The 22959-nt window shown below is 53.2% G+C and carries 22 protein-coding genes, 1 rRNA gene and 1 other annotated feature; of the genes, 9 read left to right on the forward strand and 14 right to left on the reverse strand.

Annotated features, from left to right (window positions below):
• Positions 1-44: 44 nt before the first annotated feature.
• The 4 genes from F8562_RS04000 to rluD form a co-directional block, all read right to left on the reverse strand.
• Positions 45-1584: ribosomal RNA gene (locus tag F8562_RS04000) — 16S ribosomal RNA — on the reverse strand.
• A 453-nt stretch (positions 1585-2037) separates the two neighbouring features.
• Positions 2038-4611, reverse strand: a complete 2574-nt coding sequence (gene clpB, locus F8562_RS04005) for an ATP-dependent chaperone ClpB (protein WP_094909251.1) — start codon at positions 4609-4611, stop codon at positions 2038-2040.
• 127 nt (positions 4612-4738) lie between these two features.
• The gene (gene yfiH / locus F8562_RS04010; RefSeq protein WP_042934144.1) at positions 4739-5470 is read right to left on the reverse strand and encodes a purine nucleoside phosphorylase YfiH; all 732 of its coding nucleotides are present in this window, start codon (positions 5468-5470) and stop codon (positions 4739-4741) included.
• A complete protein-coding gene (gene rluD, locus F8562_RS04015) occupies positions 5467-6447 on the reverse strand; it encodes a 23S rRNA pseudouridine(1911/1915/1917) synthase RluD (RefSeq protein WP_004853302.1) in 981 nt (326 codons plus the stop codon). The genes yfiH and rluD overlap by 4 nt, the downstream gene beginning before the upstream one ends.
• 132 nt (positions 6448-6579) lie before the next feature.
• Here rluD and bamD point away from each other — a divergent pair, with 132 nt between their 5' ends.
• The 4 genes from bamD (at position 6580) to pheA (ending at position 9346) form a co-directional block, all read left to right on the forward strand.
• On the forward strand, positions 6580-7317 hold the full coding sequence (gene bamD, locus F8562_RS04020) for an outer membrane protein assembly factor BamD (protein ID WP_004853303.1): 738 nt from the start codon (positions 6580-6582) through the stop codon (positions 7315-7317).
• Positions 7318-7588: 271 nt separating this feature from the next.
• Positions 7589-7924 (forward strand): ribosome-associated translation inhibitor RaiA, encoded by a 336-nt coding sequence (gene raiA / locus F8562_RS04025; RefSeq protein ID WP_004104616.1) that lies wholly within the window; start codon positions 7589-7591, stop codon positions 7922-7924.
• A gap of 106 nt (positions 7925-8030) precedes the next feature.
• Positions 8031-8155: a sequence feature (Phe leader region), on the forward strand.
• On the forward strand, positions 8032-8079 hold the full coding sequence (gene pheL / locus F8562_RS04030) for a pheA operon leader peptide PheL (RefSeq protein WP_101706155.1): 48 nt from the start codon (positions 8032-8034) through the stop codon (positions 8077-8079). Its footprint overlaps the feature before it by 48 nt.
• Positions 8156-8185: 30 nt before the next feature.
• Entirely contained in the window at positions 8186-9346 is a 1161-nt protein-coding gene (gene pheA / locus F8562_RS04035; protein ID WP_004853306.1) for a bifunctional chorismate mutase/prephenate dehydratase, read from the forward strand.
• Here pheA and F8562_RS04040 read toward each other — a convergent pair.
• The 3 genes from F8562_RS04040 to aroF form a co-directional block, all read right to left on the reverse strand.
• Positions 9343-10215, reverse strand: coding sequence for an SMP-30/gluconolactonase/LRE family protein (locus F8562_RS04040; protein WP_014839236.1), 873 nt, complete (start codon positions 10213-10215; stop codon positions 9343-9345). The genes pheA and F8562_RS04040 overlap by 4 nt on opposite strands.
• A gap of 68 nt (positions 10216-10283) precedes the next feature.
• Positions 10284-11405, reverse strand: coding sequence for a bifunctional chorismate mutase/prephenate dehydrogenase (gene tyrA / locus F8562_RS04045; RefSeq protein ID WP_014839237.1), 1122 nt, complete (start codon positions 11403-11405; stop codon positions 10284-10286).
• Between the two features lie 9 nt (positions 11406-11414).
• Positions 11415-12485 (reverse strand): 3-deoxy-7-phosphoheptulonate synthase AroF, encoded by a 1071-nt coding sequence (gene aroF, locus F8562_RS04050; RefSeq protein WP_014226435.1) that lies wholly within the window; start codon positions 12483-12485, stop codon positions 11415-11417.
• A 344-nt stretch (positions 12486-12829) separates the two neighbouring features.
• Between aroF and F8562_RS04055 the strand changes: the two genes are divergently transcribed.
• Genes F8562_RS04055 through F8562_RS04065 form a run of 3 tightly spaced genes read left to right on the forward strand, consistent with a single transcriptional unit; the run spans position 12830 to position 15049 of the window.
• Positions 12830-13339, forward strand: a complete 510-nt coding sequence (locus F8562_RS04055; protein WP_004853313.1) for a YfiR family protein — start codon at positions 12830-12832, stop codon at positions 13337-13339.
• Positions 13332-14555: a diguanylate cyclase DgcN gene (dgcN, locus tag F8562_RS04060; RefSeq protein ID WP_094909252.1), complete on the forward strand. Its 1224-nt coding sequence runs from the start codon at positions 13332-13334 to the stop codon at positions 14553-14555. Before F8562_RS04055 ends, dgcN begins: the two co-directional genes overlap by 8 nt.
• Positions 14556-14566: 11 nt before the next feature.
• The gene (locus F8562_RS04065) at positions 14567-15049 is read left to right on the forward strand and encodes an OmpA family protein (RefSeq protein WP_014226437.1); all 483 of its coding nucleotides are present in this window, start codon (positions 14567-14569) and stop codon (positions 15047-15049) included.
• Positions 15050-15053: 4 nt separating this feature from the next.
• Here F8562_RS04065 and F8562_RS04070 read toward each other — a convergent pair whose 3' ends face one another.
• From F8562_RS04070 to ffh, 7 genes are all read right to left on the reverse strand, one after another.
• Positions 15054-16424 (reverse strand): PepSY-associated TM helix domain-containing protein, encoded by a 1371-nt coding sequence (locus F8562_RS04070; protein WP_014839239.1) that lies wholly within the window; start codon positions 16422-16424, stop codon positions 15054-15056.
• A gap of 54 nt (positions 16425-16478) precedes the next feature.
• Positions 16479-16916, reverse strand: a complete 438-nt coding sequence (locus F8562_RS04075) for a DUF2946 domain-containing protein (protein WP_014839240.1) — start codon at positions 16914-16916, stop codon at positions 16479-16481.
• Between the two features lie 120 nt (positions 16917-17036).
• Complete coding sequence (rplS, locus tag F8562_RS04080; protein ID WP_004104634.1) at positions 17037-17384, reverse strand: 50S ribosomal protein L19; 348 nt, start codon at positions 17382-17384, stop codon at positions 17037-17039.
• 39 nt (positions 17385-17423) lie between these two features.
• The gene (gene trmD, locus F8562_RS04085) at positions 17424-18191 is read right to left on the reverse strand and encodes a tRNA (guanosine(37)-N1)-methyltransferase TrmD (protein WP_004104636.1); all 768 of its coding nucleotides are present in this window, start codon (positions 18189-18191) and stop codon (positions 17424-17426) included.
• Between the two features lie 45 nt (positions 18192-18236).
• A complete protein-coding gene (gene rimM, locus F8562_RS04090) occupies positions 18237-18785 on the reverse strand; it encodes a ribosome maturation factor RimM (protein ID WP_014226441.1) in 549 nt (182 codons plus the stop codon).
• Positions 18786-18803: 18 nt separating this feature from the next.
• Positions 18804-19052 (reverse strand): 30S ribosomal protein S16, encoded by a 249-nt coding sequence (gene rpsP / locus F8562_RS04095; RefSeq protein ID WP_004123777.1) that lies wholly within the window; start codon positions 19050-19052, stop codon positions 18804-18806.
• 236 nt (positions 19053-19288) lie between these two features.
• Positions 19289-20656 (reverse strand): signal recognition particle protein, encoded by a 1368-nt coding sequence (gene ffh / locus F8562_RS04100; RefSeq protein WP_004123779.1) that lies wholly within the window; start codon positions 20654-20656, stop codon positions 19289-19291.
• Between the two features lie 164 nt (positions 20657-20820).
• Here ffh and F8562_RS04105 point away from each other — a divergent pair, with 164 nt between their 5' ends.
• Complete coding sequence (locus F8562_RS04105) at positions 20821-21612, forward strand: inner membrane protein YpjD (protein ID WP_004853326.1); 792 nt, start codon at positions 20821-20823, stop codon at positions 21610-21612.
• An 18-nt stretch (positions 21613-21630) separates the two neighbouring features.
• Positions 21631-22920: an HlyC/CorC family transporter gene (locus tag F8562_RS04110; protein ID WP_014839241.1), complete on the forward strand. Its 1290-nt coding sequence runs from the start codon at positions 21631-21633 to the stop codon at positions 22918-22920.
• Positions 22921-22959: the final 39 nt, after the last annotated feature.

The raw sequence follows: 22959 nt of genomic DNA on the forward strand, positions 1-22959 counted from the left end.
ATCAGACAATCTGTGTGAGCACTACAAAGGCAGGTTCTTTAAGGTAAGGAGGTGATCCAACCGCAGGTTCCCCTACGGTTACCTTGTTACGACTTCACCCCAGTCATGAATCACAAAGTGGTAAGCGCCCTCCCGAAGGTTAAGCTACCTACTTCTTTTGCAACCCACTCCCATGGTGTGACGGGCGGTGTGTACAAGGCCCGGGAACGTATTCACCGTGGCATTCTGATCCACGATTACTAGCGATTCCGACTTCATGGAGTCGAGTTGCAGACTCCAATCCGGACTACGACATACTTTATGAGGTCCGCTTGCTCTCGCGAGGTCGCTTCTCTTTGTATATGCCATTGTAGCACGTGTGTAGCCCTACTCGTAAGGGCCATGATGACTTGACGTCATCCCCACCTTCCTCCAGTTTATCACTGGCAGTCTCCTTTGAGTTCCCGACCGAATCGCTGGCAACAAAGGATAAGGGTTGCGCTCGTTGCGGGACTTAACCCAACATTTCACAACACGAGCTGACGACAGCCATGCAGCACCTGTCTCAGAGTTCCCGAAGGCACCAAAGCATCTCTGCTAAGTTCTCTGGATGTCAAGAGTAGGTAAGGTTCTTCGCGTTGCATCGAATTAAACCACATGCTCCACCGCTTGTGCGGGCCCCCGTCAATTCATTTGAGTTTTAACCTTGCGGCCGTACTCCCCAGGCGGTCGACTTAACGCGTTAGCTCCGGAAGCCACTCCTCAAGGGAACAACCTCCAAGTCGACATCGTTTACAGCGTGGACTACCAGGGTATCTAATCCTGTTTGCTCCCCACGCTTTCGCACCTGAGCGTCAGTCTTTGTCCAGGGGGCCGCCTTCGCCACCGGTATTCCTCCAGATCTCTACGCATTTCACCGCTACACCTGGAATTCTACCCCCCTCTACAAGACTCCAGCCTGCCAGTTTCGAATGCAGTTCCCAGGTTGAGCCCGGGGATTTCACATCCGACTTGACAGACCGCCTGCGTGCGCTTTACGCCCAGTAATTCCGATTAACGCTTGCACCCTCCGTATTACCGCGGCTGCTGGCACGGAGTTAGCCGGTGCTTCTTCTGCGGGTAACGTCAATCGACAAGGTTATTAACCTTATCGCCTTCCTCCCCGCTGAAAGTACTTTACAACCCGAAGGCCTTCTTCATACACGCGGCATGGCTGCATCAGGCTTGCGCCCATTGTGCAATATTCCCCACTGCTGCCTCCCGTAGGAGTCTGGACCGTGTCTCAGTTCCAGTGTGGCTGGTCATCCTCTCAGACCAGCTAGGGATCGTCGCCTAGGTGAGCCGTTACCCCACCTACTAGCTAATCCCATCTGGGCACATCTGATGGCAAGAGGCCCGAAGGTCCCCCTCTTTGGTCTTGCGACGTTATGCGGTATTAGCTACCGTTTCCAGTAGTTATCCCCCTCCATCAGGCAGTTTCCCAGACATTACTCACCCGTCCGCCACTCGTCACCCGAGAGCAAGCTCTCTGTGCTACCGTTCGACTTGCATGTGTTAGGCCTGCCGCCAGCGTTCAATCTGAGCCATGATCAAACTCTTCAATTTAAGTTTGATGCTCGTAGAATTAAACTTCGTAATGAATTACGTGTTCACTCTTTGAGACTTGGTGTTCATTTTCGTCCGAGGACGTTAAGAATCCATGTCACTTTGAGTGCCCACACAGATTGTCTGATAAATTGTTAAAGAGCAGTGCAACGCGGCTTTCGCTCACCGTTGCGAGGTCCCGTATAATACGTTTTCCTCATTCAGAGTCAAGCGCTTATTTTTGCTTTTCTCTGCCGGCATTCATCGCTGAATACCGCTGACCCGGCGGGCTGTAAGCCGTTGTTCCGTGTCAGTGGAGGCGCATTATAGGGAGTAATTCTGAAGTGGCAAGAGGAATTTCAAAAAAAAACTCCACCCGCTTATTTTTCAACCAAAGCTGCAGCTGAGAATACATTATCGCCTGGTTTTTAAACAAAAACGAGCCCGGCGGGCCCGTTTTTGCTGTTTTGTGATTTACTGCACTGCCACTATCCGGTCGTTTTTCACAACCAGCTGCACTTCTTTACCCGGTATTAGCTCACCAGAGAGAATCTGCTGCGCCAACGGGTTTTCGATCTGCTGCTGGATAGCACGTTTCAGAGGACGTGCGCCATAAACCGGATCGTAACCGTTTTCGCTCAGCAGCTTCAGTGCCTCATCAGAGAGGTGAACTTCATAGCCGCGTTCCTCAAGTCGTTTATACAACCGCTGCAGCTGAATCTGCGCAATAGAAGCAATGTGTTTTTCACCTAACGGGTGGAATACCACCACTTCATCAATACGGTTGATAAACTCCGGCCGGAAGCTTTGGCTAACCACGCCCAGAACCAGCTCTTTCATGTGGCTATAGTCCAGGGCACCAAAACGTTCCTGAATGAGATCCGAACCGAGGTTAGAGGTCATGATGACGACCGTATTGCGGAAGTCGACCGTTCTCCCCTGCCCGTCAGTCAAACGTCCATCGTCCAGTACCTGCAGCAGAATGTTAAAGACATCCGGATGCGCTTTTTCCACTTCATCCAGCAGGATGACGGAATAAGGACGACGGCGGACCGCTTCAGTGAGATAGCCGCCTTCTTCATAACCGACGTATCCCGGAGGCGCCCCAACCAGACGTGAAACGGAGTGTTTCTCCATAAACTCTGACATGTCGATACGTACCATCGCATCGTCGCTATCAAACATAAAGTTGGCCAGCGCTTTACAGAGTTCTGTTTTACCTACACCGGTAGGGCCCAGGAACAGGAACGAGCCAATTGGACGATTAGGATCGGATAATCCGGCACGGCTACGGCGGATCGCATTCGATACCGCTTCGACCGCTTCGTTCTGACCAATGACGCGACTATGCAGCTCCTGCTCCATACGCAGCAGCTTCTCACGCTCGCCTTCCAGCATTCTGGCCACCGGGATACCCGTCCAGCGAGCCAGCACTTCCGCGATTTCCGCATCCGTAACTTTATTACGCAACAGACGCATCGTCTTGCCTTCGGATTGCGTTGCCGCCGCCAGCTGTTTTTCCAGCTCCGGGATTTTGCCATACTGCAGCTCGGACATCCGCGCCAGATCGCCGACGCGACGCGCCTGCTCAATAGCGATTTTCGCCTGTTCCAGCTCAGCCTTAATCGTCTGGGTTCCGGAGAGCGATGCTTTTTCAGCCTTCCACTCTTCTTCTAAGACTGAATATTGACGTTCTTTATCGGCCAGTTCCTCATTCAGCATATCCAGCCGCTTAATGCTGGCTTCATCAGACTCTTTCTTCAGCGCCTGCTGTTCCAGCTTGAGCTGAATGATGCGACGGTCGAGTCTGTCCAGCTCTTCCGGTTTTGAGTCAATCTGCATCCGAATGCTGGATGCAGCTTCATCGATCAGGTCGATAGCTTTATCCGGCAGCTGTCGGTCGGCGATATAGCGATGAGACAGCGTGGCTGCCGCAACAATCGCCGGGTCGGTGATCTGCACGTGGTGGTGCAGTTCATAACGTTCTTTCAGACCACGCAAAATCGCAATGGTATCTTCAACGGTCGGCTCCGCCACGAATACTTTCTGGAAACGACGTTCCAGCGCGGCGTCTTTCTCAATGTACTGACGATATTCATCCAGCGTCGTAGCGCCCACGCAGTGCAGCTCACCGCGCGCCAGCGCCGGTTTCAGCATGTTACCGGCGTCCATTGCGCCATCCGCTTTACCCGCACCCACCATGGTGTGCAGCTCATCGATAAACAGGATGACGTTGCCTTCCTGCTTGGCGAGGTCATTCAGAACGCCTTTTAAGCGCTCTTCAAACTCACCGCGGTATTTGGCACCCGCCACCAGCGCGCCCATATCGAGCGCCAGCACCCGGCGCCCCTTCAGCCCTTCCGGCACTTCACCGTTGACGATCCGCTGCGCCAGCCCTTCAACAATGGCCGTTTTACCTACACCGGGTTCACCAATCAGCACCGGGTTGTTTTTGGTACGGCGCTGCAGAACCTGAATCGTACGACGAATTTCTTCATCGCGGCCAATCACCGGGTCAAGCTTGCCCTGCTCAGCACGTTCGGTCAGATCGACGGTAAATTTTTTCAAGGCCTGACGTTGGTCTTCGGCTCCCTGATCGTTCACGCTTTCACCTCCGCGCATTTGTTCGATCGCCTGACTCACGTTGGCGGTTGTGGCCCCGACGGATTTTAAAAGGTCGGTCAGCGTGCCGCGTGATTCAAGCGCTGCCAGAACGAACAGCTCTGACGAAATAAAGTTGTCCTTTCTCTTTTGCGCCAGCTTGTCGCAAAGGTTCAGAATACGCACTAAATCCTGGGACGGTTGAACATCGCCGCCGGTACCTTCCACCTGCGGCAATCGGCTCAACGCCTGTTCAATATTGGTGCGCAACTCTCCGGCATTGATGCCCGCCGAAGTTAATAAAGGACGTATCGATCCCCCTTCCTGATTCAGCAAGGCGCTCATAAGATGAAGAGGTTCGATGAATTGGTTGTCGTGCCCGAGTGCAAGGGACTGGGCATCGGCAAGAGCAAGCTGGAATTTATTGGTAAGACGATCCAGACGCATAACTCCTCCCATAACAGGTCAAATTTGCTACTGGAGATTAAATGAGGTCATCCCTCAATTATTCAAGGTTAAAGACCTGAACTATGCAAAAATAAGTTTGCCTTCTGGATCGTCTTAGTTCGGGAGGTTATATCAGCCAGATGAAACTTGCCATACGACCCGTCGTCTTGTCGCGACGATAAGAGAAAAAATCATCTTTTTCGCTGAGGGTACAGCGGTCACCGCCAAAAATCTGCTCAACGCCAACGCTCGCCAGCCGCTGACGCGCAAGCTGATAGATATCAGCAAAATACTTTTCACCTGCAGGACGAAATGCGCGCTCCGCCTGAGCATCTTTTGCCATAAAGGCCTCACGCACCTCCGGACCAACCTCAAACGCGTCCGGCCCAATGGCAGGACCAAGCCAGGCCATGATGTTTTCCGGTTTATCGGCAAAACAGGCTACGGTTTCTTCCAGCACGCCTTCACAAAGGCCCCGCCAGCCGGCATGAGCAGCCGCGACTTCCGTTCCCGCGCGGTTGCAAAAAAGCACCGGCAGGCAATCAGCGGTCATCACCGCGCATACCGTACCCGGCACATTGCAGTATGAAGCATCAGCACGCTTTGACTCGTACGGCCCGCCGTCGAGCTTTAACACTGCCGTACCGTGAACCTGCTCCAGCCACACCGGGTATGACGGAAGACCGCCAGCGGCGAACATACGCCGACGGTTCTCTTCTACGTGCTGCAGATTGTCTCCGCAATGGGCTCCGAGGTTAAGTGAATCGTATGGCGACAAACTCACCCCACCAGCGCGCGTGGAACTACAGGCTGCCACGCCTTCCGGCATTGGCCATTGCGGTACAATCAGTTTAGTCATAGCCAGTCAATATCGTCTTTATGGGTTTCAAAATCAGCGCGCATGGCATCAATCAAATCAACCATATCCTGTGGAATTGGCGCATGCCATTCCATCTCAATGCCGCTGATCGGATGGTATAAACGCAGCATGGTGGCATGCAGGGCCTGGCGATCGAACTTACGCAGAGCGGTGATGAACTCTTCCGATGCGCCTTTAGGCGGACGCGGGCGCCCGCCATAGACCTGATCGCCCACCAGCGGGTGAGTGATGTGCGCCATGTGTACGCGAATCTGATGCGTACGGCCAGTCTCCAGGCGCAAACGCAGACGAGTATGAATGCGAAAATGCTCCATGATCCGATAGTGCGTCACCGCCGGTTTTCCCATGGGATGTACCGCCATATGCGTACGCTTGGTCGGGTGGCGGCTAATCGGTTCTTCCACCGTTCCGCCAGCGGTCATGTGACCAATCGCCACCGCTTCATACTCGCGGGTGATTTCGCGCAGCTGCAGGGATTCCACCAGGCGGGTTTGCGCCGGAATGGTCTTCGCGACCACCATCAAGCCGGTGGTGTCTTTATCAAGACGGTGCACGATCCCCGCACGCGGCACGTCAGCAATGGCCGGATAGTAGTGCAACAGCGCATTCAGCACAGTACCGTCAGGGTTGCCCGCGCCAGGGTGCACAACTAAATCGCGCGGTTTATTAATTACGAGGATGTCATCATCTTCATAAACGATATTGAGCGGAATATCCTGTGGTTGGAAACGGACTTCTTCTTCGATTTCAACATCGATAGCAATCGTTTCTCCCCCCAGCACTTTCTCTTTCGGCTTGTCGCTGACGCTGCCGTTTACCAGCACTCTCTGGTCAAGGATCCATTCTTTTATGCGCGAACGCGAATAATCCGGGAACAATTCGGCCAAAGCCTGATCTAAGCGTTGTCCGAGTTGATTTTCGGACACCGTTGCGTTGAGTTGTACTCGTTGTGCCATATACAGCTTCTTCGTTTTAACGTTGGGTTTTACGGCTTTGCCGTTTAATATAGTGTGCTATTGTAGCTGGTCTTAATCGGGAGCAGGAACAGAGATTCTCCCGCATAAACATTTTGAGGAAGTCAAAACGTCATGACGCGCATGAAATACCTGGTGGCAGCAGCCACACTGAGCCTGGCTTTGGTGGGTTGCTCTGGCTCAAAGGAGGAGGTGCCCGATAATCCGCCGAATGAGATCTACGCGACCGCTCAGCAAAAGCTGCAGGACGGTAACTGGAAACAGGCAATAACGCAACTGGAAGCGTTGGATAACCGTTATCCCTTTGGACCTTATTCCCAACAGGTACAGTTGGATCTGATTTATGCGTACTACAAAAACGCCGATCTGCCGTTGGCTCAGGCAGCTATCGATCGCTTTGTGCGCCTGAACCCTACCCATCCTAACATTGATTACGTCATTTATATGCGTGGTCTGACAAATATGGCGTTGGATGACAGTGCGCTGCAGGGCTTCTTCGGTGTCGATCGTTCTGACCGCGATCCACAACACGCGCGCGATGCCTTTAACGACTTCTCCAAACTGGTTCGTGGCTATCCTAACAGCCAGTACGCTACTGACGCCTACAAGCGTATGGTGTTCCTGAAAGATCGTCTGGCGAAGTACGAGCTGTCGGTCGTGGATTACTATACCGATCGTGGCGCATGGGTTGCGGTCGTTAACCGCGTAGACGGCATGCTGCGTAACTATCCGGATACGCAGGCCACCCGCGACGCGCTTCCGAAAATGGAAAACGCCTACCGTCAGATGCAGATGAACGCGCAGGCTGACAAGGTTGCGAAAATCATCGCGGCTAACAGCAAGAACACCTGATAGCCCTTAGATAAGCAAAACGGCAGCCGAGTGGCTGCCGTTTTTTTATTCGTTAAATTGTTAAGCTGAAGCGGTTTAGCGCCGAGTTAACTCATCAAATATGGCTCTCTTTCTTCCATTCCACAAGTAAAATCTCACCTGTTCCTGTCCTGTCTCACAAAACAGATTTGTTGACAAAAAGTGACAATAAAATGTGATTTAAATCACGCATTTTGACATTGGGCGAGGTATGCTGAGTTTACCAAGACGGGAAAGACAAGAGGTAAAATTTATGACAATGAACATTACCAGTAAACAAATGGAAATTACTCCGGCAATCCGCCAGCACGTCGCAGACCGTCTCGCCAAACTGGATAAATGGCAAACCCACTTAATTAACCCGCACATCATCCTCTCTAAGGAGCCGCAGGGTTTTGTCGCTGACGCAACCATCAATACGCCAAACGGGCACCTGGTCGCCAGCGCACGGCACGAAGACATGTATGCCGCAATTAACGAATTGATCAACAAGCTGGAACGGCAGCTCAATAAAGTGCAACACAAAGGGGAAGCCCGCCGCGCCGCAACGTCGGTGAAAGAGGCAGGCTTTGTGGAAGAAGAAGAGTAATCCTTAACTTAAGCTTGTGTCATGCCACGCGCCTTCGGGCGCGTTTTTTATTGACAGAGTGAAAACAGTACAGGTACTGTAATCCCCACTAACTCAAGGAATTCATCGTGAAACTGATCCCGTTTTTCTTCGCATTCTTTTTTACCTTCCCCTGAATGGGAGGCAATTCGTCGTGTGATAAAGAATGCGAAGACGAACAACAAGGCCTCCCAAACGGGAGGCCTTTTTTATTGATAATCAATAACAAGAAAGGCAACACATATGACCGAGGAAAACCCATTACTGGCCCTACGCGATAAGATCAGCGCTCTGGATGAGAAACTGCTTGCGCTGCTGGCTGAGCGCCGCGGCCTGGCCGTCGAGGTCGGCAAAGCCAAGCTGGCATCGCACCGGCCGGTGCGGGATATCGACCGCGAGCGGGACCTGCTGGAACGCCTGATGACGCTGGGGAAAAAACACCATCTTGATGCCCATTACATCACGCGCCTGTTCCAGCTGATCATTGAAGACTCGGTCCTTACCCAACAAACGCTGCTGCAACAGCACCTGAATAAAATTAATCCGCACTCCGCGCGGGTGGCATTCCTCGGACCTAAAGGTTCATATTCGCACCTTGCGGCTCGTCAGTACGCCGCCCGCCACTTTGAACAGTTTATCGAAAGCGGCTGCGCGAAGTTCGCCGATATCTTTGAGCAAGTGGAGACCGGCCAGGCTGACTATGCCGTCGTTCCTATCGAAAATACCAGTTCCGGCGGCATCAATGATGTTTACGATCTTCTGCAGCACACCAGCTTATCCATCGTGGGCGAGCTGACGCTGCCTATCGATCACTGCGTGCTGGTCTCAACGTCCACCGATGCGCAACAGATTACGACGGTCTACAGCCATCCGCAGCCGTTTCAGCAGTGCAGCCAGTATCTGAGCCGCTATCCGCACTGGAACATTGAATATACCGACAGCACCTCCTCAGCGATGGAAAAAGTCGCTCAGGCTAAATCGCCGACCGTTGCCGCCCTGGGCAGTGAAGCAGGCGGAGCGCTGCATGGTTTACAGGTCCTGGAACATTGTCAGGCGAACCAGACGCAAAACATCACCCGCTTCCTGGTTCTGGCGCGTAAAGCGGTGGAAGTCTCCGATCAGGTCCCCGCGAAAACCACGCTGTTGATGGCCACCGGCCAGCAAGCCGGGGCCCTGGTTGAAGCACTGCTGGTGCTGCGAAACCATAATCTGATCATGACCAAGCTGGAATCACGCCCCATTCACGGTAATCCGTGGGAAGAGATGTTTTATCTGGATATCCAGGCCAACCTGGAATCACTGCCAATGCGCAAGGCATTAAAAGAGCTGGCCGAGATAACGCGTTCAATGAAAGTGCTGGGCTGCTATGCCAGCGAAAACGTGGTACCGGTCGACCCGGTTTAACGTTCGATAAACGGCAATTTCTTCATCCCTGCCACGGCGACTGGCAGGGTGAAGATCGCGCCGGAAAGCGGATATTTCGCCACTTCGTTGGCATCCATATTCTCCCGCGTGGTGGTAATGTAGAGCGTCTTCATATCCGCTCCGCCAAAACAGACCATCGTCGGGCAACGCACCGGTAGACGATGCTCCTCCAGCTGCTCGCCCGTCGGCGAGAAACGCGCAATACGCCAGCCGTCAAACATCGCGCTCCAGTAGCAACCTTCAGCATCAATGGCCGCGCCGTCTGGAATCCCCTCTCCCGGCTGAAAGCGCAGGAAGACCTCACGTTTACCCGCCTCGCCCCGCTCATCGAGAGGTGTTCGATAGATAACGGCATTTGGCGTATCCGAGGTATACATCCAACGTTTGTCTTCGCTAAACGCCAGACCGTTAGCGCCGTGAATATCACACTGGATAACCTGCGGGGAGAGATCGTTATTGATGCGCACTAAGAGCGCGCCGTTGAAATCTCCCGGCCCCCAAAAAGTCCCGGCATAAAAGCGGCCATCGCGATCGGTTCCACCATCATTAAAGCGCGCTAATTGCGGGTTGCTGGGGTTATCGCAGACTTTGCGCTGTAGAAGACCATGCGCATCAGTGAGCCAGATACCGCTGCGTAAAGCGACGATAAAACCGCCCTTCTCGCGCAGGGCAAAACAGCCGGGCTCCTCGGGAAATTGCAGAACCTGATGTTCACCCGTCTGCACGTCGTAGCGATGAATCTCGCATTCCATAATATCGGCCCAGTACAATGCCTGTTCGGCTTCGCTCCAGGTCGGACATTCCGGTAAATGCCCGGTGTAATCAAACAGCGGTTGTGGTTCAGCCATCGTTTTCATCCCTATAAAAAAAGCCAGCGGGTCACCCCTCTGGCTTTATTGTATACGTGTTTGACGACTTACTGCCGATTATCATTTGCCTGGCGCAGCAACGTCCGGCTTTCGCTCTGGAAGCGCTGGGCATAGTCACCGAACCAGTGCTCAACCTTACGGAAGCTATCGATGAACGCCTGTTTATCCCCCTGCTCCAGCAGGCCGATAGCTTCACCGAAGCGCTGGTAGTATCGCTTAATCAGCGCCAGATTATTTTCCGAGGACATAATAATGTCAGCATAGAGCTGCGGATCCTGGGCAAACAGCCGGCCAACCATCGCCAGTTCCAGACGATAAATAGGCGACGACAGCGCCAGAAGTTGCTCAAGACGCACATTCTCTTCGGCCAGGTGCAGGCCGTAAGCGAAGGTCGCAAAGTGGCGCAACGCCTGAATAAAGGCCATATTCTGATCGTGTTCGACGGCGCTGATACGATGGAGCCGCGCGCCCCAGACCTGAATTTGCTCCAGGAACCACTGATACGCTTCGGGCTGACGGCCATCGCAGTACACCACCACCTGCTTCGCCAGGCTGCCGCTGTCCGGCCCAAACATGGGGTGTAACCCCAATACCGGACCTTTGTGCGCGGCCAGCATCGCCTGCAGCGGTTCCGCTTTCACCGAGGCCAAATCGACCAGGATACAGTCCGTCGGCAGCGGTGGCAGCTGAGCAATCGTTGCCGCCGTGATATGAATCGGCACGCTGACGATAACCATACCGGCATCGGCGACAATCTCTTCCGCCCGCGACCAGTCGTCTTTTTCAAGGATACGAACCTGATATCCGGAAAGCGTCAGCATTTTCTCAAACAGACGCCCCATTTGCCCGCCGCCGCCAACAATCACCACCGGACGCAGGTTCGGATAAAGCGTTTTAAAACCTTTATCGTTTTCGCTGGAATAAGACTCCCGCATGACGCGACGCAAAACATCTTCGATAAGATCCGGTGGGACCCCAAGCGCAGCAGCCTCCTCGCGCCGGGACGCCAGCATCGCCGATTCACGTTCAGGAACGTAAATGGGCAGGCCGTATTGGCTTTTAACCTCTCCGACTTCCGCTACCAGCTCCAGGCGCTTAGCCAGCAGTTCCAGCAGCGCCTTATCGACTTCATCAATTTGATCGCGCAATGCGGTCAGTTCAGCAACCATATCATCCTCTTACGCCAGACGAGCCGCCAGATGGCCTCGCAGATCCTTATCAAGTTCGCGGAGCAGTGCATCGGTGGTTTCCCAACTAATGCAGGCATCGGTCACTGAGACGCCGTATTTCATATCGCAACGCGGCTGCTCAGAGGACTGGTTACCTTCGTGAATATTGCTCTCAATCATCAGACCAATAATGGAACGGTTACCATCTTTAATCTGCGCGACCACGGATTCCGCAACCGCAGGCTGACGGCGGTAATCTTTATTAGAATTCCCATGGCTGCAATCTACCATCAGCGATGGCTTCAGTCCCGCCTGAGTCATCTCTTTTTCACACTTCGCAACATCTTCCGGGCCGTAGTTTGGCGCTTTCCCGCCGCGCAGAATGACGTGACCGTTCGGGTTGCCCTGCGTTTGCAGCAGGCACACCTGTCCGGCCTGGTTGATGCCGACGAAACGGTGCGGCATCGCGGCAGCGCGCATTGCGTTAATTGCCGTGGCAAGGCTGCCATCGGTGCCGTTTTTAAACCCTACCGGCATCGACAGGCCAGAAGCCATCTCACGGTGAGTCTGGGATTCGGTCGTACGCGCACCGATAGCAGACCAGCTAAACAGATCGCCGAGATACTGAGGACTGTTTGGATCCAACGCTTCCGTCGCCAACGGTAGCCCCATATTGACCAGTTCAACCAGCAGACGGCGCGCAATCTTCAGGCCGCCTTCCACATCAAACGAACCATCCATATGCGGATCGTTAATCAGCCCTTTCCAGCCAACGGTGGTGCGGGGTTTTTCAAAATAGACGCGCATGACCAGATAGAGGCTATCGCTGACCTCTTCGGCAAGTGCTTTAAAACGACGAGCGTACTCAATGGCAGTTTCAGGATCGTGGATCGAACAAGGGCCACATACCACCAGCAGACGCGGATCGCGGCCAGCGATGATGTTGGAGATAGTCTGGCGAGACTGCGCGATCTGCGCCTCCTGCTCAACGCTCAGAGGGAATTCAGCCTTCAACTGATCCGGAGTGATCAAAACCTGTTCGTCGGTAATGTGTACGTTGTTCAGCGCGTCTTTTTGCATGATTGCGATCCTGTATAGCTCGTTTGCGATAGTTATTGCCTCAGCGAGGATGACGTAACGATACCACACAAAGTAAAGATTTCAATCCATATTCCGTAAATTTTACTTTACACATAGAAATTAAATCGCGCTGTATTTCATTCAATATGTATAAAATTGTTTACAACTCATCATTAAACGCCAGTTTTTCCCTGCTTCCTCGAATTTCTTTTACGAAAAATCCTGGTAAGAATTATCTCAAAGCAGCGAGGCTGGCTAATGACGATTTTCCTCAACAATGCTATTCTTCGCCCGGGTTTCAGCAATCTGCATCCCCCACGCTATGACAATCTGACGGAACCGTAATGACTGTTCTTCACCGTCTCTTTTTGACTTTAGTACTATCACTCGTGGGTATCTCTGCTGTTGCCTCCGGACCGTCTGAAAATGTTCGGACAATCGTTTCGGGGATCGTGACTTATACTCGCTGGCCGCAATTATCCGGTCCTCCAAGGCTCTGTATTTTTTCAACATCACGATATATCCATAGCCTGGCCGAAGACGCTCCGGAAATATTGCCTTATAAACCCGTGATTGTTCGTAATACACAAGAAGCCTTACAGACGACCTGCGATGGTTTTTATTTTGGCAGTGAATCGCCGACCCAACAGTCTGAATTTACGGCCAAATATGGAAACCGGCCCCTATTACTTATTGCGGAACAAAACACCGATTGCTCTATTGGCAGCGCTTTTTGCCTGCTCATCAACAATGAGAGAGTCAGATTTTCCGTAAATCTGGATGTACTGACGCACAGCGGCGTTCGGGTTAATCCCGAGGTGCTGATGCTTGCCCGGAAAACATCACATGAATAAGGATTTTTCTCAGGCCCCGCGCCCCACATTTAAAAGAGCGCTGCGCCGTATCAGCATGATAAGCGTGGTGATCTCTATGACACTGGTCTGGCTGTTACTCTGCACCGCTTCCATATTTACACTCAAGCAATACGCCCAAAAAAACCTGGAACTTACCGCCGCCACCATGGGCCGTAGCCTGGAAGCAGCGCTCGTTTTTGGCGATAGCGCAGCGGCTGAAGACACGCTGGCCACGCTGGGCAGACAGGGGCAATTTTCTCAAGCAATTCTGGTCGATGGCCGGCAAAGACCCTTCGCCTCATGGCATAACGATGGTCTGGTCAGTCAGGATAAAATCAGCGACGTCATCAGCAAATGGCTCTTCCCGAAACCCACGGTGCAAACTATCCTGCACCAGGGAAAAATTATCGGTGAACTCCGTCTGACCGCGCTGGACAGATTGATAAGCTATTTTCTTGGTATCTCTATTATTGTGCTCACCGGCAGCATTTTTCTGGCTTCCTGCATCGCCTTGCTCCTTACCCACTCGCTGCATCGCGGCATTGTGGCAGCGTTACAGAGCATTACCGAGGTGGTACATGACATCCGCGAAAATCGCCATTTCTCCCGCCGGGTGCCCGAAGAGCGCATTGAAGAATTCCACCTGTTCGCCCAGGACTTCAATAGCCTGCTGGGTGAAATGGAGGACTGGCAGCGGCAGCTTCAGGCTAAAAACGCCCAGCTCCTGCGCAGTTCATTACACGACCCGCTAACCGGGCTGGCTAACAGAGCGGCTTTCCGGAATGTCATTAATGATCTGATAAAGGATGAAACCGCCCAAAGTCATTCTGCGCTGTTATTTCTTGATGGCGATAACTTCAAGCTTATTAACGACAACTGGGGCCACGCAGCCGGCGATAAAGTGTTAATTGAGGTCGCGAGCCGCCTGATGGCCTTTGTCGGTAAACAGCATCAGGCGTGGCGTCTCGGCGGCGATGAATTTGCCGTTCTGCTACGGGATGTTCATTCAGAAACCGAAGTTCGGGCACTGTGCAGCGCGTTGTCTGAACAGTTTATCCCGCCGTTTAATCTACACAATGGCCACACCGCCAGCCTCTCACTGAGCATTGGTTACGCTTTAACCTGGGAACATACCTCTGCGGAAAATCTGCAAGAGCTTGCCGATCAAAATATGTATCGGATGAAACACCAGCGCTTACAGCAAACGCAAAAATAAAAGGAATCACCATGATCGGAAAATATTTTGCTCCTGCTTTACTGGCCGCACTTTTTCTTAGCGGTTGCCAGGCTCCGCAAGGAAAATTCTCGGCAGAACAAATTGCAGCAATGAAGTCATATGGCTTTACTGAAACCAACGGCGACTGGTTATTAGGAATATCTGATACCATCCTGTTTGATAAAAACGACTATCATCTGCGTGCCGAAAGCAAACAGCAAATTCGCACAATGGCTTCACGTCTGGCGAGCACCGGAATTACCCATAGTCGCCTTGAAGGTCATACTGATAATTACGGCGAAGACAGCTACAACGAAATGCTATCGCTTAAGAGAGCTAACAGCGTGGCGGATGCCTGGGCCGAAGGGGCGAATATTCCGCGCGCAAACTTGACCACTCGCGGACTCGGGAAAAAGTATCCTATAGCCAGCAACGATACCGCGAAAGGGCGCGCTGAAAACCGCCGCGTCACGGTGGTTATCAGCACGCCTTAAACACCTATTCGACTGATTTAGCCGCTATCACCGCCGTTGCTGAGCGCCAGCGCAGATAATCAACGGCGAGACATAGCGCGAGGCTGCTCCCCATGAGCGGCAGCGCCAGGCCCAACAACACCGCAACAACGGCAGTCAGCAAACGAGCGGGCCACGCTAAGCCAAACCACGCCTGTATCAACGTATTGGCCGGGTTAAACGCCGCGCGCGCCGGGCGACGGATCCACCACAGCCGGTACCCCACCGCTATCATCACGCAGAGTGCGATTCCGAACGCGATAAGCAGTAGCTGGTTAGCAAGACCGAACAAAATTCCCATATGGAAATCAACGCCCCAGCGGGTCAGCTTAGCCATGAGCGGAAAGTCGGAAAAATGAGTGCGGTCCACGATTTGCATCGTTGCACCATCGATCGCGACAGCATCAACCCGGGTTGGCCAGCTTCTGTCGATTTCATTTACCGTCCACGCGCGCCCGGCACCCGATGGAGGTCGAATCTCCAGCTTGCCGGCATCCAGCCCCGCCGCGCGGGCAGCCAGCAGAACCGGGTCAAAATCCTCTACGCGCAACTGCGCCGTCATCTCCCCCATTGCTCCATGTCCCACATGATGTTCGGCATGCGGATCGTGAGCGGCCGGAGCGGCACTTTCCAGCCGGGTATTCACCTGCGGCGTCAGCCAGCCAAAGGCGGCACGCATCCTATCGACGTGACTACCGGCCCATTGCGACCAGGTTAAACCGGTCGCCGAGAATAACAACATACCGACCAGCAGCACCCAGCCGAGAGAAACGTGCAGGCGGCGGTTATTCTGCACGCTGTTATTTATGCGACGACGCGGCCGGGTCATCGACCACAGCGCAATCCCACCCAGAGCGGCAACCCACATCCAGGAGGCTGCCAGCTCGCTGTACAGTCGGCCGAAGTTACCCAGCAGCAAAGAGCGATGGGCATAATCAATCCACTGACGCAGCGGCAAAATACCGCTGGTGCCGTAAACCGGCATATCGCCTGTCACCCGTAGCGTCACCGGATCGACAAAAATTGCCCGCGTTTCCGATTCGCCAAGGTTCGGGTCAATAAACATCACTCGAGTCGTATCGCCAGCCACTATCCCCGGCCGAACCGCATGCAGGCGGAGGTTTCCCTGAATGGCCTCCGTCGCTACGGTAATTTGCGCGCTTAGCGGCTGTTTTTCCCCAGTCAACGTACCGTACAGAGCATCACGATAGAGCCAGTTTTCCAGCTGAGGGGTGGCGACATATAGCGTACCGGTCAGGGCCGCCACAAAAATAAACGGCCCGATAAACAATCCGATATAGAAATGAAGACGACGCAGCAGGTTCAGCCATGCCGCGCGCGAGGTGCAGGTAGTCATACTTTTCCTTTTTTTAAAGCAAAAGAGAACGTTGCGCAGTGCGCACATTATTTTTTATGTAAGGGAGAAAGCAGACGGACGCGGTGGCGCGCGGGTGTGGGGATAAAGCCAGGTAAAGTCATGCCAGCGTTTCCTCTCCGGGCGGGAAACCGGGGCTCGCTGGCGTCGAAGCATCAGGCTGAGCAGCAGCACCAGCGCGAAAATCAGGCCCGGAACATGAGCTAACAGTACGCAGTAGCCACAGGCTTCAGCATGATCGAGCGGCACGCTGTGCGCGTGTTCCGGCATCGAGGCATCGGTATGCGTCACGGACATCTGATGTGATGGCATACCTTCCGGCATCCCCATCATTGCGTGGTGCATGCCATTCATCGGATCTTTTTGCAGGGCGATGGAGATCAACGGCGCCACCACGATCAGCAGGATCGCAAACAGCGCCAGCCATACGGCCCGCCGTTGTAATGCTGAATGATGAAAAATATTGCTGACCACCGTCCCTCCCCATGAGGGGCGTATTGTAAATGATTCTCAATGGAATGGTTAAAATAAAGATAAAAAAAGGGCCGGCCCATCAGGCCAGCCCTCTCATTCAGGATGTCGCGAAAGCGAATCTTAGTTAAGACGCTCTTTGATACGAGCAGACTTACCGGTACGCTCACGCAGGTAGTACAGTTTAGCTTTACGCACAGCACCACGACGTTTGACAGAAATGCTGTCAACTACCGGAGAGTGAGTCTGGAAGACACGCTCAACGCCTTCGCCGTTGGAAATTTTGCGAACAGTGAATGCAGAGTGCAGACCGCGGTTACGAATAGCGATAACCACGCCCTCGAATGCCTGCAGACGTTTTTTGGAACCTTCAACAACCCATACTTTCACTTCCACGGTATCACCCGGACGGAAGGAAGGTACGTCCTGCTTCATCTGTTCTTGTTCAAGTTGCTTAATAATGTTGCTCATAATTTAATCTCTTATCCTGGGTAAACTGATATTGGGGGCTTACGCCATCCCATCATGTTTATGTTGCTGTTGCGCGAGTTCCTTTTTGAACTCTGCCAGCAACCTTGCTTGCTCTTCAGTCAGAGCCAGGTTTTCCAAAAGTTCAGGTCTTCTAAGCCAGGTACGGCCCAGCGACTGCTTCAGACGCCAGCGACGTATCTCAGCATGGTTTCCCGACAGCAATACCGGCGGTACTTCCATACCTTCTAACACTTCAGGACGCGTATAGTGCGGGCAATCCAGCAATCCTTCAGCAAACGAATCTTCGATTGCTGAAGCTTCATGACCCAGCACCCCCGGAATAAACCGGGAAACGGAGTCAATCAGCGTCATTGCCGGTAGCTCACCACCGCTGAGAACGTAATCGCCAATTGACCATTCTTCATCAATCTCGGTCTGAATTACGCGCTCATCTACGCCTTCATAGCGACCGCACACCAAAATCAGCTTCTGATTTGTTGCCAGTTCGCTGACGCCCGCTTGATCAAGCTTGCGTCCCTGAGGTGAAAGATAAATCACCTTTGCGCCTTCACCTGCCGCGGCTTTTGCTGCATGAATGGCATCCCGTAAAGGTTGCACCATCATTAACATCCCCGGTCCGCCGCCGTAAGGACGATCGTCCACGGTACGGTGCCGGTCATGAGCGAAATCGCGAGGACTCCAGCTCTGGATGCTCAGCAGGCCATTTTTTACTGCCCGGCCAGTTACCCCGTAATCGGTAATTGCGCGGAACATTTCAGGAAACAGGCTAACGATACCTATAAACACAAGCCAATCCCCATAGTGCCGTTTTTTACCGTTTATTCGGAGAATTTAAAAACCAGGATCCCAGTCTACTTCGATGGTACGAGTAGCGAGATCGACTTTCTTGATAACCTGCCCATCGAGGAACGGAACCAGCCGCTCCTTGATACCAAATGCATCTTTCAGGTTTGCCTTGATGACGAGAACGTCATTAGACCCGGTTTCCATCATGTCGATGACTTTGCCGAGGCTATAGCCTTCCGTAGTCACTACCTGGCAGCCCATCAGGTCTTTCCAGTAGTAGTCACCCTCTTCAAGCGCAGGCAGCTGCGATGAATCCACGACAATTTCGCAATTAGTCAACAGATTCGCTGCATCGCGATCGTCAATGCCTTTCAGCTTAATGACGATATCCTGATTGTGGTGGCGCCAGCTTTCCAGCTCAACAACCTGCCACTGACCCGCCTTCTGGATAAACCAGGGCTGATAGTCAAAAATGCTTTCGGCGTCTTCGGTGGAGGAAAACACTCTGAGCCAACCACGGATACCGTAGGAAGAACCCATCTTGCCCAATACAATCGGTTCAACAGGTGCTTGTGCGGTGTGTTGCTTGCTCATCATGACCACCGTGACAGATTAAGCTGCTTTGTTAGCGGCTTTGATCAGCGCAGCTACGCGATCGGAAACAGTAGCGCCCAGGCCAACCCAGTGAGCGATACGATCCAGATCCAGACGAGTTCCTTCTTCGGTCGCAGAAGCGATCGGGTTGAAGAAACCAACGCGCTCGATGAAGCGACCGTTGCGTGCATTACGGCTGTCGGTAACAACAACCTGGTAGAACGGACGCTTTTTCGCGCCGTGACGTGCTAAACGAATAGTAACCATAACATCCTCTTGTGTGAATAAAACACCGGGCCCCATCGAGGAACGGAGCCCGGTGTCATATTAAAAGCCCGAAAATTTTACTGATTTCTGGGGAAATTGCAATCAGCAGTTATAAACTCTGCTGTGGAAGGGCGACTCCGGTACCCTTAAATTGGGTACCGGAGTATAAGTCATAGCCAGAATGCGCCAACCATGTGTCAGAAAAGAAGCGCGCCCCGGCAGAAATGGCGACCAGCCTATCGGCCTCCGGGGAACCCTGGCGGCATCATTCCTTTCATTCCGCGCATCATCTTCATCATGCCGCCTTTCGACTTCATCTTCTTCATCATGCGCTGCATATCGTCAAACTGCTTGAGCAGACGGTTCACATCCTGCACCTGCATTCCGCAGCCTGCGGCGATGCGGCGCTTGCGCGAACCTTTAATAATTTCCGGTTTAGCGCGCTCTTTCAGCGTCATCGAGTTGATGATGGCTTCCATACGCACCAGAACTTTATCATCCATCTGCGATTTAACGTTGTCCGGTATCTGCCCCATGCCCGGCAGCTTGCCCATCAGGCTGGCCATACCGCCCATGTTTTTCATCTGCCGCAGCTGTTCAAGGAAATCGGTCAGGTCAAAACCGTCGCCTTTTTTCAGCTTAGAGGCCAGCTTTTCAGCCTGCGCGCGGTCGACCTTACTTTCGATATCTTCGATCAACGACAGGACGTCGCCCATGCCGAGAATACGGGAAGCGATACGATCCGGATGGAACGGCTCCAGCGCTTCGGTTTTCTCGCCAACGCCGAGGAACTTAATCGGCTTGCCGGTGATATGACGAATCGACAGCGCCGCACCGCCGCGGGCGTCGCCGTCCACTTTGGTCAGCACAACCCCGGTCAGCGGCAGGGCTTCGTTAAAGGCTTTCGCCGTGTTCGCCGCATCCTGGCCGGTCATCGCATCGACAACAAACAGGGTTTCTACTGGATTGAGAGACGCATGGACCTGCTTAATCTCATCCATCATCGCTTCATCAACGTGCAGACGACCGGCAGTATCCACCAGCAGCACGTCGTAGAATTTGAGCTTCGCTTCTTTCAGCGCGGCATTAACGATATCAACCGGCTTCTGACCCACGTCAGACGGGAAGAAATCAACGCTAACCTGCTCGGCCAGCGTTTCCAGCTGTTTGATCGCCGCAGGGCGATAGACGTCAGCGGAAACGACAAGGACTTTCTTCTTGTGCTTTTCACGCAGGAATTTACCCAGCTTCGCGACGCTGGTGGTTTTACCCGCCCCTTGCAAACCGGCCATCAGCACCACGGCTGGCGGCTGCGCGGCTAAATCCAGCGCCTGGTTCTCTTCGCCCATCGCGGCAACCAGTTCGTTGCGCACGATTTTGACGAACTCCTGGCCCGGGGTCAGGCTTTTGTTGACTTCATGACCTACCGCGCTTTCTTTTACGCGGTTGATGAAATCACGTACCACAGGCAGAGCAACGTCCGCCTCCAGCAGCGCCATACGCACTTCGCGCAGGGTATCTTTAATATTGTCTTCAGTAAGGCGTCCGCGGCCGCTAATGTTGCGCAGCGTACGCGACAAACGATCGGTTAAATTATCAAACATTGTCTCTCGCCTGAGGTGGAAACGGTCGGTCGCCGCAGCGACACAAAAACGGAATGGGCGCAGTATAACACGACATAAACGCGAATGTGCTGCAACGGTTGGAGCCAGAGTCGCGTGACGCTATACTGCTTCTCTTTACTATTTAGTCAACAGTCGACACACCTATGCCTGTTTTTGCTCTACTCGCCCTTGTCGCCTACTCCATCAGCCTCGCGCTGATCGTCCCTGGTCTGCTGCAAAAAAACAGCAGCTGGCGGCGGATGGCGATTCTTTCCGCAACTATTGCGTTGATTTGTCACGCCTTCGCGCTGGAGTCACGCATTTTTCCCGGCGGCGAAAGCGGGCAAAATCTCAGTCTATTAAACGTGGGATCGCTGGTCAGCCTGATGATCTGTACGGTGATGACCATCGTCGCCTCGCGTAATCGCGGCTGGCTATTGCTACCCATTGTCTACACCTTCGCCTTAATCAACCTCGCGTTCGCTACCTTTATGCCGAACGAATACATCACGCATCTGGAAACCACGCCGGGGATGCTGGTCCATATCGGCCTGTCGCTCTTCTCTTATGCTACGCTGATTATCGCTGCGCTTTACGCGCTGCAGCTGGCGTGGATTGACTATCAGCTGAAGAATAAAAAGTTGACCTTCAGTAGCGAAATGCCGCCGCTGATGAGCATTGAACGTAAAATGTTTCATATCACACAGATAGGCGTGGTTCTGTTAACCCTGACGCTGTGTACCGGGCTGTTTTACATGCACAACCTGTTTAGTGCGGAAAACATTGATAAAGCAGTGCTGTCTATCGTTGCGTGGTTCGTATATATCGTCCTGCTTTGGGGCCACTATCATGAAGGGTGGCGCGGACGCCGGGTCGTCTGGTTTAACGTGACTGGCGCGGGGCTGCTGACGCTGGCCTACTTTGGTAGCCGCGTATTGCAACAGTTCATGAGCTAAGTCTTTAAGGAATCCCAAGTGGAACATATCTCCACCACCACGCTGATCGTGACGCTGATCGTCATGGTGGTCATCTCCGCCTATTTCTCCGGTTCTGAAACCGGCATGATGACGCTGAACCGCTATCGCCTGCGTCATATGGCCAAGCAGGGCAATCGTCAGGCAAAACGTGTCGAAAAGCTGCTGCGCAAACCTGACCGTCTCATTAGTCTGGTCCTCATTGGCAATAACCTCGTCAACATTCTTGCCTCGGCGCTGGGCACCATTGTCGGTATGCGCCTGTACGGGGATGCCGGCGTCGCCATTGCCACCGGCGTCCTGACGTTTGTGGTGCTGGTGTTTGCCGAAGTGCTGCCAAAAACCATTGCCGCGCTCTATCCGGAAAAGGTCGCCTATCCCAGCAGCCTCCTGCTCGCGCCGCTGCAAATTCTGATGATGCCGCTGGTGTGGTTGCTCAACACCATTACCCGCATTCTGATGCGCATGATGGGTATAAAAACCGATATCGTCGTGAGCGGGGCCTTAAGCAAAGATGAACTGCGTACTATCGTTAATGAATCACGCTCGCAAATCTCCCGCCGCAATCAGGACATGCTGCTCTCCGTTCTGGACCTCGAGAAAGTCAGCGTTGACGACATCATGGTCCCGCGCAACGATATTGTCGGTATCAATATTAACGATGACTGGAAATCCATTGTCCGCCAGCTGACCCACTCTCCGCACGGACGCATTGTGCTGTACCGCGACACGCTGGACGATGCCATCAGCATGCTGCGGGTTCGCGAAGCTTATCGCCTGATGACGGAGAAAAAAGAGTTCACGAAAGAAGTCATGCTGCGCGCCGCCGATGAAATTTACTTCGTGCCGGAAGGTACGCCGCTCAGTACGCAACTGGTGAAATTCCAGCGCAATAAGAAGAAAGTGGGCCTGGTTGTTGATGAATATGGAGACATTCAGGGTCTGGTCACGGTTGAGGATATCCTCGAAGAGATCGTTGGCGATTTTACGACTTCAATGTCGCCTACGCTTGCTGAAGAGGTGACGCCGCTTAACGACGGTTCAGTGATTATCGACGGTACCGCCAACGTACGTGAAATCAACAAGGCTTTTAACTGGCATCTGCCGGAAGATGAAGCGCGAACCATTAACGGTATTATCCTGGAAGCACTTGAAGAGATCCCCGCCCCGGGCACCCGCGTACGCATCGAACAGTATGATATCGATATTCTTGATGTTCAGGAGAATATGATTAAACGGGTGAAAGTGATGCCGGTAAAACCCATTCGCGAAAGCGTGGCCGAGTCATAGCAACCCTGGGACCTGGCTGAGGGGAATAGAAAAACGGCT

This window comes from Klebsiella sp. RCJ4 (genome assembly GCF_009025755.1).
GTDB lineage: Bacteria > Pseudomonadota > Gammaproteobacteria > Enterobacterales > Enterobacteriaceae > Klebsiella > Klebsiella michiganensis.

What these genes read in the sequence shown, in the direction of transcription:
- clpB (WP_094909251.1), bottom strand. Translation starts at nt 4,611, where the DNA reads ATGCGTCTGGATCGTCTTACCAATAAATTCCAGCTTGCTCTTGCCGAT.
- yfiH (WP_042934144.1), bottom strand. Translation starts at nt 5,470, where the DNA reads ATGACTAAACTGATTGTACCGCAATGGCCAATGCCGGAAGGCGTGGCA.
- rluD (WP_004853302.1), bottom strand. Translation starts at nt 6,447, where the DNA reads ATGGCACAACGAGTACAACTCAACGCAACGGTGTCCGAAAATCAACTC.
- bamD (WP_004853303.1), top strand. Translation starts at nt 6,580, where the DNA reads ATGACGCGCATGAAATACCTGGTGGCAGCAGCCACACTGAGCCTGGCT.
- raiA (WP_004104616.1), top strand. Translation starts at nt 7,589, where the DNA reads ATGACAATGAACATTACCAGTAAACAAATGGAAATTACTCCGGCAATC.
- pheA (WP_004853306.1), top strand. Translation starts at nt 8,186, where the DNA reads ATGACCGAGGAAAACCCATTACTGGCCCTACGCGATAAGATCAGCGCT.
- F8562_RS04040 (WP_014839236.1), bottom strand. Translation starts at nt 10,215, where the DNA reads ATGGCTGAACCACAACCGCTGTTTGATTACACCGGGCATTTACCGGAA.
- tyrA (WP_014839237.1), bottom strand. Translation starts at nt 11,405, where the DNA reads ATGGTTGCTGAACTGACCGCATTGCGCGATCAAATTGATGAAGTCGAT.
- aroF (WP_014226435.1), bottom strand. Translation starts at nt 12,485, where the DNA reads ATGCAAAAAGACGCGCTGAACAACGTACACATTACCGACGAACAGGTT.
- F8562_RS04055 (WP_004853313.1), top strand. Translation starts at nt 12,830, where the DNA reads ATGACTGTTCTTCACCGTCTCTTTTTGACTTTAGTACTATCACTCGTG.
- dgcN (WP_094909252.1), top strand. Translation starts at nt 13,332, where the DNA reads ATGAATAAGGATTTTTCTCAGGCCCCGCGCCCCACATTTAAAAGAGCG.
- F8562_RS04065 (WP_014226437.1), top strand. Translation starts at nt 14,567, where the DNA reads ATGATCGGAAAATATTTTGCTCCTGCTTTACTGGCCGCACTTTTTCTT.
- F8562_RS04070 (WP_014839239.1), bottom strand. Translation starts at nt 16,424, where the DNA reads ATGACTACCTGCACCTCGCGCGCGGCATGGCTGAACCTGCTGCGTCGT.
- rplS (WP_004104634.1), bottom strand. Translation starts at nt 17,384, where the DNA reads ATGAGCAACATTATTAAGCAACTTGAACAAGAACAGATGAAGCAGGAC.
- rimM (WP_014226441.1), bottom strand. Translation starts at nt 18,785, where the DNA reads ATGAGCAAGCAACACACCGCACAAGCACCTGTTGAACCGATTGTATTG.
- rpsP (WP_004123777.1), bottom strand. Translation starts at nt 19,052, where the DNA reads ATGGTTACTATTCGTTTAGCACGTCACGGCGCGAAAAAGCGTCCGTTC.
- ffh (WP_004123779.1), bottom strand. Translation starts at nt 20,656, where the DNA reads ATGTTTGATAATTTAACCGATCGTTTGTCGCGTACGCTGCGCAACATT.
- F8562_RS04105 (WP_004853326.1), top strand. Translation starts at nt 20,821, where the DNA reads ATGCCTGTTTTTGCTCTACTCGCCCTTGTCGCCTACTCCATCAGCCTC.